The following is a 13,069-nucleotide window of genomic DNA, read 5'->3' as shown; positions in this document are numbered from 1 at the left end:
ATGACCGATAATCGGTACTTGAGCTTTAGTGGGAAGAATATCGTGCACAAAAGATCATATTTGAATAAGCAAATATATCGAGAGACCTTCGATAACGCGCAATGATTGTACGTTATCCAAAACGATACATGAACATGAAGCCACTCTTCGAAAACATCGAGAGTCAAACCAGAGCCATTGCTTGAAAACAAAAAGTGCGAAAGATATTTGACACTACCGCACAAATTTTCCGTGCCAGACGCGAAGCTGTTGCAGGGGAGATCATCAGCCGGCGGGCTGCTCCCCGCCCGTTTTAAAGCACTGAGGCGCAACGCTGAATCGATTGGAGATTCCCAAACAGGTTGATTTGTGTTTCACTCCTTTTAGGGAGGAGATCACATGGGCCGACCACTTTCACTTGATTTACGCCTTCGCTTTCAAAGGCTCATTTTATCCGGGATGAGCGGGCGTGAAGCAGCGCGCCGCCTGCTGATCTCTCCAGCATCAGGATCTCGCTTGGCCCGTAAAGTTCGGGAGGGGCAGAGTTTAATCCCGGCCAGGACAGGGCGCCCAAAGGGAGGCGGGAAATTGGAGCCCTACCTCTCCTTTTTGCGCGAGCTGGTCAATCAAGACGGAGATATCACGTTGATGGAGTTATGTGATGCGCTTTTCATGGCTGAGGGAGTGAGGGTTCACCATACTTCCGTCTCCAAGGCTTTGCGCCGTCTTGGCTACACCTATAATAAAAATCGTTGGTGGCAACCGAGCGCGGCAAACTCCATGTGCAAAATGCCAGAGATGAATGGCGCCACACCCGTCAGCCTATAATGCGTGATCTGCCTGAGAGACTGGTGTTTCTCGATGAAACCAGTGTTAAAACGAATTTAATTCGGCTGCGAGGCCGAGCCTTTAAAGGGGAACGAGCCCTTGACGCAGCGCCGTTTGGACGCTGGCAGAACCAGACCTTTATCGCCGGTTTGACCCATGAGGTACTCATTGCGCCCTGGGTTCTGGACGGGGCCATGAATGGCAAGGCATTCACCACTTATATCACGACACAACTGGCTCCATGCTTGCACCCTAAAACGGTGGTCATTCTGGATAACCTGTCCACACACAAAGCTCCAGAAGCCGCAAGGGCCCTCAGACAAAGCGGGTGTTGGTTTCTTTTTCTGCCGCCCTATTCTCCTGATCTCAATCCTATCGAAATGGCGCTTTCCAAGCTCAAAGCACACCTATGCAGAATGAAAGCCAGAACCTTTGAGACCTTGATAAAGGCTCTGGGTGACATATGCGATCTGTTCACACCCCAAGAGTGTTGGAAATACTTCAAGGCAGCTGAATATGTTTCAATATAAAGGCTCAAGACTATAGCCGGCTTTTATGAGTTATCGAAAACGAGCATGGATGTCACGGGAAAGGGGAGCTGGCATGTAGGGTCTTCCAAAAAAATGGAGTGAATCACAAACCAGCCAGACTGGTAATCCCTTAAAATTCAACATTATGGGGAATTGCTTTAATGGGCGTATGCGTGATTAATTACTGAACGGAGAAGTCTTCTACTCGTTACAAGAAGCCCAAGTAATCATAGAAAGCTGGAGTAAGCACTATAATACCAAACGACCACACAGTGCTCTGGTTTAGCGTCAGCTGGTTCCGGGAGTCATTATTCCAATGGAGCAAAGGCCAACTATGCACTAACCTTCAAAGTGGACCACTCAACTGGAGCTACTCAAATGCGTCCTCCCCGCGAAGTCCTTCTGTTACAAATTTGATAAAGGCCCCTCCACTTTTTCCGAACCATTCCGTTCGAGTCAGGCTCCAATTACAGCTACAGGCAACATGAATTAATTCCAACTGCAGTCAATTCACAAACGGCTTGGAGAGCGCATATTCTAGCTCCCCTCTCTCCATCAGTTTCCGCCTAAAGGACACACCGTTGTCAATTTTTTCAAAAGGAGATAAGATTGCATCTTGGCGATTAAATTTTGCATTAGGCAATTGATTTGGTAACAGACACTTAACACCATGACTGGCCAAAAGAAGCCGTTGCTGTTCTATTAAGTTTTCCTTCTCTGTATTTATCTGGCTTTCGTATGAAAAAATAATTGGCTGGATACCTGCCAACCGAGCAGTTTGAAAACACCTTGAATACCATTTATCAACTTCATCTGCCCAAGACAAGAAATCATCAACATCCAGATCTATCCTAATATTTTCAGTCGATTTATTTTTCCAAACACTTGTTTTTCTGGCTTTTTTATAGGAGATATAAACATCTAATCTATTACGGATAATGAAGACACACAGCGGCCTACGCTTATTCATAATATTTTCAATTTCACTATGATCTAGCTGCTTCGGGAATAGCTTATAAGAAAAGAAACTTAAGTCATTCTTTTCACAAAACGAAGCAAACTCCTCAAGAGCATAAAGTGGCCTGTATCGAAATAGCCTTATAAGATCTGGATCACTCCCATCTTCAAAATTCTTGCTTTGAGACTGACTAAGCGCTTGAAGGAAACTCGGTGCTTTTTTTATACCAAACACACCTTCATCATTAAAAATTTCAAATAAACTTATACCACCTACAAGATTATCCAAAGTATCACAAAAATAATTCGTACCACTCCTAGGTGATGAAATTATCATAATTTCTTTGATATTACTTTCATATTTACATCGAACACCTTTATTTTTGCTCCCCCTTAAATCCAAGGCCTCAATATTCAAAACATCTTTCCTTGACACTTTCTGACAATAATTAGATGTCAGACGTCTCAGAATACTCCCATCAGCAACTTGTTTAGGCTTGTTATAGAATTCAGTATAGACCCTTGTTATCCAGCTTGGATCTCCAGAATAGGACCTCCTGACCGCTTTCCGTATCCGTTTCACAGGACCTTCCGGCAAATTTTCATAGGGAGACAAAAGGAATTTGAGCGTGACTGTAAAAGGAATTGGGAATTTATGTGATAGTACTTCTAAGCGCTTAGAATGATTAAAGCGTTCGAGCTCTTCTTTACTTAAAGGTTTGTTGGCCAAATATGCTTTAATAAGTGATTTCCGAAAGCACTTTGCACATTGCATACACGGCTGCTCAAAGGAACCAAAATTACATGTAAAAGTACGCTCGGACCTCTCATTCAACAGGCATATTTTTTCACTAATCACCTCCGAGCATCCAGCAAGAGGTTGCACGGAATTGAGTCCAACAGCACCAAATAAAAGTTCATGGTGACGTGATAAATTCGTTAGGTTTTTGAATTTACTCTCATTTCCTAAAAAAAAACCAAGGGTGTTACCTTGAGAAATAAATCCAATACTCAGATGGTCAGCCAAAAGGAATATTGGAACTGAATGCCAAGCCTCATCCGCCATAACAATACACTTATCATCTGACCTTACTGAAGTGTAAGGAAAGTCTGTCTCAATCGCAATCTTATTAAATGTCGCAGGCATATCCTGTAGGACACCTGAAACATCATCCTGCTTGCTCCCCTTTTCGCCCCCTCCGACATCTGGGTGTAATTTCCTTATTAAGGATATTAACGAAACGTCTTTATCAAGCAAAAATGCAGCAGCGGTACTATCAGCCCCACCTGAGAACGCCAGCCCGTATCTTTTGTAATTCTTGGAGCGGGGTTGTATATTCTTACTAAAGTTAACTTTTTTTATATTCTTGTACCAAGCCTTAACAGTATCAGCGAACTCTTTAGATACTGAACGGTCGAACTTGACCATACTACCGACATATGGAGAGATAATTTTTAATGCAGCAAGCGCGCACAGATCTGGATGAGGTAGTGAAATTTTAAAAGGAAAGAAGAAACTACAATTATTGGTTCGGAGTTTTATTTTCTCACGTCTAGAGTTAAATGAATTTGCCTCAGTTAGGTCTCCTGCATCCAACTCGAAAGTATATTCAATAACAGACCCAATAGAACCTTCCTTCAGTTCGCAATATACCCTCATTGAAAACCCTCAAACAGAGCCAAATAGGAAAAATAATAAGGTGACATAGGCAAATCACCGATCAACCTTCCGCTCCAAAATCGTAATGCCGATTTTAATTTCATCCAAATCTGCTGACAATTTTTCTAACAACTTCGGATCAACGGTTACAGGTTGCACTTTGGAAAATTTCGGTAACCGTAAAGGCACTGATAAAACCTTATTTTTCACAAGCTCCTTCCCTTCTTTGAGGACATACTTAGCTCCGAACATTCGAAATCTATAGTAAGCTTCCTGAAGTATATTGAATTTCGCTGTACCAAGAAGAAGAGAGCTAAAACGTTTACGATTGCCATCTTGCAATGCCACGGCAAGATAACACCCATGTTCACCTATCTTGTACTCTAGTATAGTCTTACGAAGGCTATTGTGGCTATAAAGCCTCACATTTACCGAAGCGGCGTCAAAGAGTTCATCTATGAGATCTGGAGGGCATTTTCGGGAAATCCACTGAACTTGGGCCAATAACCAGCCCAACAAAGCTTCGGCATAGCGATCCACAAGTCCTTGTTTCAGGAGCCATTCATAAATTGTTCTATGGTGCTCGAACATCTTGAATAGTCGAGCATCAACTGTTGCCATTGTTTGCCCAACTCTATTAACCCTATGCCGACATAGTTTCTCGGAAACACAAGCGATACTGTTTGCTTTAACGACTGTGAACCAATGAAAAGGATTGTCTTCGTAAAAATAATCTCCCACAGGAAATCGAAGACTATTTTCATCTAACAGCTCTTTACGATAAATCTTCCTCCAAGGAACAGATATAAAGCGTAATATATTTTTTGTACCCTCAAGGTTTAGTTCAATGTAGTCTTTACTTTTCAGACCTTTCCAGCGTTTTTCATCAGCTGGTTCGGTTAGTTTCCCAGTCTTATCATTAAGCACATAATAATCACAGATAGCCAAGTCACTATCGTGCTTAACCGCTGCCTTGAGAAGCTTGCTGAACATCTGTTTATCGTAGCGATCATCGCCATCAGCAAAAGCAATATACTCGCCTATTGCTTTATCAAGCCCAACATTTGCAGCTGTTGCCACCCCGCCTATGCTGTTTTCCGTCAGAAAAACAGGCCTTACAAAACTATACCGGTCAGCATATTCTTGGATCGTTGACTGTGTCCCATCTGTAGAGCCATCATCAACAGCAATTACTTCATAATCTTGCACATCCTGCTGTACAAGATCACCAAGGCAATCACGAATATAGGGAGCAACATTATAACTTGTAACAATTATAGATAGTTTCATAGTAGTTAAGCCGCAAATTTTGGATGTTTACCAAGCATGATAGCCCTGACGTCTTTAGCAACCCCCGGCATTCTTTCCTTAACCATTAAGTAGTCAGAAAATCCCATCGAAAAGAAGCTAGCACTATTCAGTCTATGAAATTCACTCAAATGCTCTTTAGGTATCCGATCTCGCGCCCATCTCGCCATCATAAGTTTGAAGTTCACGAAGTGGTGGTAGAACCGAGTTCTCAACTGCGGGTAATCTTGAAACAAATTCTCAACATCATCAAGCGCCTCAAAGATTGTTAACCGCCTCCTATCCATTGTATTGGTAATATTCTTTCCCCCCTCCGGCACGATATGAAGACATATGGGTTCATTTACTAAAAGGATCGATTTAGCAAAAAGCAAACACTGCCAATGGGCATGGATGTCATTGTTTACAGCGGTCTCACTAAAATAGAGACCTTCCGCCTTGGCAAAGGCTGTTCGCAGCACCTTATTCCATGGGTAATTAGTGAAGGTTAGCAAGGACCCATGCTCCATCAGGCTAATGTGTCTTGTAGAGTCCCCTTTCAAAATAGCATTCCACATCCGCCCGTCTTTGCTATGCATACCACTACGAGCACCAGTCCGCCCTCGGGCATATTCATAGGAAGTCATGGCCAGATCTACGTCTGACGTCTTCATCTCTTCAACTATTCGGTCAACCACTCCTTCATACAGGATATCATCCGCATCAAAAAAAAGAACAAACTCACCGGAAACTGCCGCAAGGCCCGTATTTCTAGCCGCGCCCGCCCCACGATTTTCAGAGTGTTGAATAGCTTTCACAAAGGGATAGGTTGAAGCTAGCCTATCAATAATTTCCGGCGTCTCATCTGTTGAGGCATCATCAACTAAAATAACTTCTTTTTCCATCGAGATTGAGGACAGAACCAAACCAAAGGTTTCATCCAAAGTCTCTTGCGCATTATAAACGGGGATCACGACAGATATCATGTGTGCTCTCACTATTAAGAGGGTCTGTTTTCAATGAATCGGGATGCTACATCGAGTGCCTTTCCAATTGTGACGTCCATATCCAAATACTGATAGGTTCCAAGTCGGCCTACAAAGGTCACGCCAATCTCAGCCCTGGCTCTCTCCTCATAAGCCTGCAAAAGGACTTTATCGTCGAGAGACCTAATCGGGTAATAGGGTGTATCTCCGGGTTCACAAAAGCGACTATATTCACGAAAAGCAATTGTTCTTTCAAACTGTTCGGCTTCCCAAGGGGCGAAGTGTTTGTGCTCCGAGATACGGGTATAGGGGACGTCTGGGTCAGGATGGTTCATAACCGCAGTACCCAGCATATCGCCAGTACCTCTCACTTCTTCAAAATCCAAAGTACGATACCGCAGGCGGCCTATATCGTGTCTGAAATAGCGATCTAGTGGACCCGAGTAGAAAACATGCGCGAAGTCTTCTTCCAGTTCCTCAAAGGCACACCCAAGGCACACTTCAATACTTTCATGATCCAAAATATTTTCGACAATGGCTGTATACCCATCTCTGGGCATACCCTGATGAGGGTGATTGAAGTAGTTATCGTCATAGGAAAAGCGTAACGGGAGCCGCTTTAAAATGGAGGCTGGCAGAGTACTTGGCTCAACCCCCCATTGCTTGCGTGTATACCCATCAAAAAAGGATTGATAAAGCTCCTCTCCCACAAAGCGAAGTCCTTGCTCCTCAAACGTTTTCGGGGTCTCAATATCAGTTCTGGCTTGGCTCTCTATGAAGTTTCTAGCCTCTGCGGGCGAGAAAGCCTTCCCGAAGAACTGGTTGATAGTATGCAGGTTAATCGGCAGGGAATAGACTTTCCCACGAACGGTTGCCTTCACCCGATTAACATAGGGCATCATCTCGCCAAAGCGGTTGATATACGACCAGACTTTCTCATCCGCCGTATGAAAGATATGTGGGCCATAGCGGTGCACCATAACACCGCTTTCTGCATCCCGTTCGGTATGGCAATTTCCGGCCAGATGAGAACGCTCATCAACAACAAGAACTTTAAACCCGGCCTCTGCCAATTCGCGCGCAATTACAGCACCACTGAACCCCGCACCAACTGCACAAATTCTACCCACCTAATTCACCCCTGCAGCCAATTATTTACATTTCAAGCAGTTCAAACGCCAACAAGTAAAACCAATGGTAATAACTAGATATAATTTCACATCAGCAATAAATTTTCTTAATAATAAAATAACCATCTAAATATATCAGGGTACCTAATGTAATGTTTATCATCAAAGAAGATAAACTCACATCAAAATTATGCCGATAGGACTAGCACGCACGCTTTCTGAGACAAACCCCTCAAAAGCAAAGGCCTATAGTTCAATTCTTCTTCGCCTAAAATAAATTCAAAGCAATGCTAGAAACATAAATAGGTATTAATACCTATTTACATTCTTTTGGATTCAAAGTTGATGTAGATCAAATTCCCCAATTTGAGTGAAACTATGAGCGCCCCAACAAAAACGAACGACGACATTCTTCCGGTCCGTATTCTGATGGCAATCCCCGTGCTTAACTGGCTCTGGAAAGACACTCTTTCTCGCAAGGACGACATTTTTCTGGTCCGAATTCTAATGCTAATCCCTTTATTTGGTTGGCTTTTAACGGACGCTATTCATGGCAAGGATGACGCAAAATATTTCTTCGTAGTGAACGTGGGTGTCACCTGGTTTCTTGCCATAGCTTTTTTCGGTTATCCCGCCATCATAATCCCTGCCCTGTGCCTTGTGGCCTCTGCATTTATATGGATTTTATCGGTTTGCCGGTAAGTCAGTTCTTTGTTGGCGGCTATACTTTATAGTTTAGCCGCTGTTTATTATGGTTTCCACGTCGAGCCGGTATCCCCATTCAGCAAGCTTTTCCGCTGTATCATACAAGGTAAAATAACGGGCTGCATCTCTGTCATACCCTTCATTTAAAAGCCTATCGTAGTCTGTGTATGTATGGCGAACGTAACTGGTTGCCGCCAGTTTAACAGCTACCTCGACTGGCAAGTGTTTTAGGTGGCTTTCTCTGGCTTTTCCAAATACCCTTTGGAAGTCCAGATATGGAAGAAACGGCATTGAGTTTCTCATCACTTCTCTAATCTGCGTTTTTCTACGCATCACCGCCTTTTCCCAATCCTAGCTTACACTGTAGCCCTTGGAGCGGACCTTCGGGTATAGCTTGTGCCAAACCCCTTACTAAGGTCAAGAACCCCTGTTCTGGCGTACATAAAAAAAGCAAACTATTTTGAAACTAGGTACTATGTGCTACAGGTGATCCATGCTGGATAAAACGAGAAAACGACTTCTGTACTCTTTGAAGTCTCGCGGACCCCAAACAGCTTCACAGCTGGCCAAAGAACACAGTATTACGAGTGTTGGCGCACGCCAGCACCTTGACGGCCTGCTGAACGAGGACCTGGTTACGTTTGAAGACCAAAAGGGAAATGTGGGCCGGCCACGCCGCATATGGGCACTTAGTGACAAGGGGAACAAACAATTCCCAGATAACCACAGTGGCTTGCTTATTGACATGCTTAACAGCATTCGCGAAGTGTATGGTCAAGAAGGTATAGATAAGCTTATTGAAAAACGTGAACGCGATTCCTTCAAAACTTACAGTGAACAAGTTCTAGCCTCTTTCTCATTCAAAGAGCGCGTGGAAGCTCTAAGAGAACAACGTTCTGCCGAAGGCTACATGGCAGAAGTGGAGGAGATGGAAGATGGGAGCCTCCTGTTTATAGAAAATCACTGTTCCATATGTGCCGCGGCGACCGCCTGTCAGAACTTTTGCCGCTCAGAGCTAAAACTCTTTCGCGATATTCTTGGCAAAGATTGCCGCGTGGAACGTCTGGAGCATATCGTTTCAGGAGCGAGGCGTTGCACCTATAAAATTCAAGAACTAGGAAAAACTAACTCAGCTCCCTAAGTAAAATAGCAAGTTCCATGCGGCTGCTGACATTGAGTTTGGCGTAGATATTCTTACGATGACTTTTCAACGTGTTCATGGATATACCCAGCGTATCAGCCAGATCCTGCTCGCTGTGCTTACCCGATAGTTTCTCTAGGACTATCGCCTCCCTGTCGGTTAACGGGAACCGCTTCTTCAGCTTGGCCAGCTTCGCCGCCCATTCGGTTTCCACTTCTTTGAACAGCAGAAGAATATCATTTGCACACTCCCCAGACCTTGCCGCAAAAACCTCTATTGTTATGGGAGAAAGGGCGGCGCTGTCACGGTGAATTAGTATCTGACACGCGTCAGCATCTGGCTCTTCTTCGCCTGCCGCTTCCATAGCCCGCCGCAAACTCTGCCTGACCGTGGCATCGCTGATGGAAAGTCGCCCGCCATTAACACCAAAAATATTGGCCTCCTCCAGCAACCTGCGCCCCTCAGGGTTGCTGCCCTTATAGCAGAGTTTCTCACAGGTGATGATGACCCCGCACTGAAGCCGCGTCATAACGTTCAGGAGTAAATGATGCTCTCCCTGATAATTAGAATGTAGTTTATTGCAATTCATCAAAAAATATAAATGCCTTCAGCGCAGGAAGCAGCCTGCCTTTTAAAATAGCCGTAATCTGGGGCATTATTCAATCAAATCGTTAACAACACGAATACAAACATTAATTAATTCAAACATATAAATGATTATTCACGTTAAGGTAGCAACCATAAATCCACCCACGAAAAGTGGATAGTTATGGTGCTTAACCTTCAGGAAGGTGACACCCGCTCGCGAAAACCTCAGCGAGTTAAATTTATTAATTTTCATTACTGCTTACAAAGCACATTTGGCAGAAATTTTTAGAAACTCTCACAATACGGCAGTCGGGAAGTCTATCTTGCGCAGGCAAGTATGCCTGAGAAGAAAAAGGCAGGACCCATGACATCTCGAGAAATCGTAGGCTATATTCTCTCAAGTTCGCCAGATTTTGCAAAGGAGCTGGCTCAAAGTGATTATACCACCGCTATTTTATGTTTCATCGTGCCGGGCAGCAGTGGAGAGCTGGAACTCAGCTCCGAACTTTCAGGACTCTTAGGGACCAAAGATCAATACGGCGTTGTTTCCAGCTTGAAAAGCGCAGGCAAGCGCGTTCTTGTCTCCCTTGGTGGAGAAACCTTTTCAACGCAGGGCTGGGCAGACTGCGCCAATAACCTTGACCAGACGGTCAACTCCATCAAACAGATTGTCACAGATAACGGCTTTGACGGTGTCGATATTGATTGGGAAGATACAAACTATACAGGCTATGATCCTATAACCTTCCTTACCGATCTCTCCAGTAGTCTCAAGTCACAGCTTCCCAACAACCAGAACTTCATCACCCACGCCCCCCAATGCCCCTACTTTTATGGAGGGACAGGTTATTTGCAGGTCTATGTGGATGTCGCTCAAAATGCAGGTAATAACATCGATCTCTATAACATCCAGTACTACAACAATGACTGGTATGTGGGTGACACCGCTCAGGACGAAACCGGCAAAGTGGCAGGGACAGAGCTTGTCAGTGGCTCCACTTTCCCCTCAAGTATTGTCGGAATAGTCGCACAAGGTGTTCCGGTAGAAAAACTCCTCGTCGGCAAACCAACCACGACAGACAACGCAGGCTCCGGCTACTTGAACACGCAGGATATCATCACCTACCTGATTAACCCGCTTATATCGAAATATGACGATGATTTTGCTGGCGTCATGGGCTGGCAATATGACACGCAGTACGGTGCATCAACCAACACGGATGACTGGGCCAGTGCTTTGGCTAGCGCTATGAGCACCAGCACAGCAGGCTCGCAAGCTGCTGAGTAAACCTTCAAATCAAAAATGGCGGAGCAAATGCCCCGCCATTTTTATTGGAGATACAAAACTGCTTAGCGTGTCAGCGGCTTGTATTTGATGCGGCTTGGGTCTGCTGCGTGGGCGCCCAGACGGCGGACCTTGTCTTTTTCGTAGTCTTCGAAGTTACCTTCAAACCATTCCACATGACTATCGCCTTCAAAGGCCAGCATGTGTGTTGCAAGACGGTCAAGGAACATACGATCATGCGAGATCACCACAGCGCAACCGGCGTAGTTTTCAAGCGCATCTTCCAGTGCTGCCAGCGTTTCTGTATCCAGATCGTTGGTTGGCTCATCGAGCAGAAGCACGTTCGCGCCAGACTTGAGAACCTTCGCCAGATGCACACGGTTGCGCTGACCACCGGAAAGGTCGCCAACTTTAGCCTGCTGTCCTGCACCCTTGAAGTTGAAGGATGAGCAGTAAGCGCGAGAGTTGATCTCTTTCTTATCGAGGTAGATCACTTCAGCGCCTTCGGAGATTTCTTCCCAAACGGTTTTGCTGTCATCCAGCTTATCACGGGACTGATCCACATAACCAAGCTGAACCCGGTCACTGACAACAATTTCACCGCTATCCGGCTTTTCCTGACCTGACAGCATCTTGAAGAGCGTGGATTTACCGGCACCGTTAGGACCGATGATGCCGACAATACCACCACGAGGCAGCTTGAAGGACAAATCATCAATCAACAGGCGATCACCAAAGCCCTTGGATACACCCTGAACATCGATAACGTTGTTACCAAGACGCTCACCAACAGGGATCAGGATCTGCTCGATAGATGGCATACGCTCTTCTTGCGCTGTCAACAGAGCATCATAGGCATTGATACGAGCCTTTGATTTGGTCTGACGGCCCTTCGGCGTCATCCCCATCCATTCCTGCTCACGCTTGATTGCGCGTGAACGAGCCATGTTCTCACGGCCTTCCTGCTCCATACGCTTGGTTTTTTGGCCAAGGTAGGTGGAGTAGTTGCCTTCATAAGGGATACCCTGACCGCGGTCGAGTTCCAAAATCCAGCCAGTAACGTTATCGAGGAAGTAGCGATCATGGGTAATGATCAATACGGAACCTTTGAACTCGCGCAGGTGCCGCTCCAGCCAATGCACTGTTTCAGCGTCAAGGTGGTTGGTCGGCTCATCGAGCAGCATCAGGTCAGGCTCAGAAAGAAGGAGCTGACACAAAGCAATACGGCGGCGTTCACCACCGGACAGGTTGGTTACCGGCGAGTCGGATGGAGGGCAGCGAAGCGCTTCCATTGCCATCTCGACCTGACTTTCCAGATTCCACAGATCCTGCGCATCAATGATGTCCTGAAGCTGAGCGCCTTCATCGGCAGTCTCGTCAGAATAGTTCATCATCAGTTCGTTGTAGCGGTCTACAAGAGCCTGTTTGTGAGCAACGCCTTCCATGACGTTTTCGAGAACTGTCTTATCCTCATCCAGCTTAGGCTCCTGTGGCAGATAGCCAACTTTGGCCCCTGCTGCGGCCCATGCTTCACCAGTGTATTCCTTATCAAGACCGGCCATGATCTTGAGAAGGGTGGATTTACCAGCACCGTTCGGGCCCAGAATACCGATTTTTGCATCCGGGTAGAACGACAGGTGAACATTGTCGAGGACTTTTTTAGCACCGTAAGCCTTTGAGACTCCGTGCATATGATAGATGAACTGGCGCGCCATGGACTGCCCACATCTCCTAATAGAATGATGAACTAGAAATCTTTGGCAGCACTCTTAACCCATGCCACCCTTTGGGGCAATCCATATCAGGAAAGCTGCATAGAAAGAAGAGAGAAAAAACAGGCCTCTTCTCTTTTATCCAGTAGCTACCAATTTAGGAAAAACAAGCTCTGGATCACGTCCGGAGTGACATCCGTTTTGAAGAGCGGAGGAATCCGGCTTCTGCCATCATATCGGACACGCAAAACGCAGTTCTTACATCAAGTCCATCAACACGT

Annotated in this window: 11 protein-coding genes and 1 pseudogene; 5 read left to right on the top strand and 7 right to left on the bottom strand. The window is 45.4% G+C overall.

What is annotated here, in order from left to right; translation table 11 throughout:
* Positions 1 to 378 precede the first annotated feature (378 nt).
* A protein-coding gene (locus tag P6574_RS03150) for an IS630 family transposase (RefSeq protein WP_310618938.1) occupies positions 379 to 1,337 on the top strand; the annotation gives its coding sequence in 2 pieces (ribosomal slippage) (positions 379 to 723 and positions 726 to 1,337; 957 coding nt in all).
* Between the two features lie 157 nt (positions 1,338 to 1,494).
* Positions 1,495 to 1,623: pseudogene (locus P6574_RS03145) on the top strand (integrase core domain-containing protein); the annotation flags it as partial.
* Positions 1,624 to 1,842: 219 nt separating this feature from the next.
* On the opposite strand, the gene P6574_RS03140 reads toward P6574_RS03145, so the two are convergent.
* From P6574_RS03140 to P6574_RS03125, 4 genes are read right to left on the bottom strand one after another with little or no spacing between them, the layout of a single operon-like run.
* Positions 1,843 to 3,954, bottom strand: a complete 2,112-nt coding sequence (locus P6574_RS03140) for a DUF6395 domain-containing protein (protein ID WP_310618937.1) — start codon at positions 3,952 to 3,954, stop codon at positions 1,843 to 1,845.
* A 54-nt stretch (positions 3,955 to 4,008) separates the two neighbouring features.
* Positions 4,009 to 5,244: a glycosyltransferase family 2 protein gene (locus P6574_RS03135; RefSeq protein WP_310618936.1), complete on the bottom strand. Its 1,236-nt coding sequence runs from the start codon at positions 5,242 to 5,244 to the stop codon at positions 4,009 to 4,011.
* 5 nt (positions 5,245 to 5,249) lie between these two features.
* Positions 5,250 to 6,227, bottom strand: a complete 978-nt coding sequence (locus tag P6574_RS03130; RefSeq protein WP_310618935.1) for a glycosyltransferase family 2 protein — start codon at positions 6,225 to 6,227, stop codon at positions 5,250 to 5,252.
* Positions 6,228 to 6,241: 14 nt separating this feature from the next.
* On the bottom strand, positions 6,242 to 7,357 hold the full coding sequence (locus P6574_RS03125; protein WP_310618934.1) for a UDP-galactopyranose/dTDP-fucopyranose mutase family protein: 1,116 nt from the start codon (positions 7,355 to 7,357) through the stop codon (positions 6,242 to 6,244).
* A 378-nt stretch (positions 7,358 to 7,735) separates the two neighbouring features.
* Between P6574_RS03125 and P6574_RS03120 the strand changes: the two genes are divergently transcribed.
* Positions 7,736 to 8,059: a hypothetical protein gene (locus P6574_RS03120; RefSeq protein ID WP_310618933.1), complete on the top strand. Its 324-nt coding sequence runs from the start codon at positions 7,736 to 7,738 to the stop codon at positions 8,057 to 8,059.
* Positions 8,060 to 8,092: 33 nt separating this feature from the next.
* On the opposite strand, the gene P6574_RS03115 is transcribed toward P6574_RS03120, so the two are convergent.
* Complete coding sequence (locus tag P6574_RS03115) at positions 8,093 to 8,395, bottom strand: DUF2293 domain-containing protein (RefSeq protein ID WP_310618932.1); 303 nt, start codon at positions 8,393 to 8,395, stop codon at positions 8,093 to 8,095.
* A 160-nt stretch (positions 8,396 to 8,555) separates the two neighbouring features.
* On the opposite strand from P6574_RS03115, the gene P6574_RS03110 reads away from it, so the two are divergent.
* Positions 8,556 to 9,203, top strand: a complete 648-nt coding sequence (locus P6574_RS03110; protein ID WP_310618931.1) for a helix-turn-helix transcriptional regulator — start codon at positions 8,556 to 8,558, stop codon at positions 9,201 to 9,203.
* Here the strand turns inward: P6574_RS03110 and P6574_RS03105 are convergent.
* Positions 9,187 to 9,732 carry a helix-turn-helix transcriptional regulator gene (locus P6574_RS03105; RefSeq protein ID WP_310618930.1) on the bottom strand — a complete coding sequence of 182 codons (546 nt, stop codon included), beginning with the start codon at positions 9,730 to 9,732 and terminating at the stop codon, positions 9,187 to 9,189. The genes P6574_RS03110 and P6574_RS03105 overlap by 17 nt on opposite strands.
* A 396-nt stretch (positions 9,733 to 10,128) precedes the next feature.
* Here P6574_RS03105 and P6574_RS03100 point away from each other — a divergent pair, with 396 nt between their 5' ends.
* Positions 10,129 to 11,079, top strand: coding sequence for a glycosyl hydrolase family 18 protein (locus P6574_RS03100; RefSeq protein WP_310618929.1), 951 nt, complete (start codon positions 10,129 to 10,131; stop codon positions 11,077 to 11,079).
* A gap of 62 nt (positions 11,080 to 11,141) precedes the next feature.
* On the opposite strand, the gene ettA is transcribed toward P6574_RS03100, so the two are convergent.
* The gene (ettA, locus tag P6574_RS03095) at positions 11,142 to 12,791 is read right to left on the bottom strand and encodes an energy-dependent translational throttle protein EttA (RefSeq protein ID WP_310618928.1); all 1,650 of its coding nucleotides are present in this window, start codon (positions 12,789 to 12,791) and stop codon (positions 11,142 to 11,144) included.
* Between the last annotated feature and the right edge of the window lie 278 nt (positions 12,792 to 13,069).

This window comes from Pseudovibrio sp. M1P-2-3 (genome assembly GCF_031501865.1).
In the GTDB taxonomy this organism is placed as follows: domain Bacteria; phylum Pseudomonadota; class Alphaproteobacteria; order Rhizobiales; family Stappiaceae; genus Pseudovibrio; species Pseudovibrio corallicola.
This window is presented reverse-complemented; position numbering and strand designations above follow the sequence as displayed.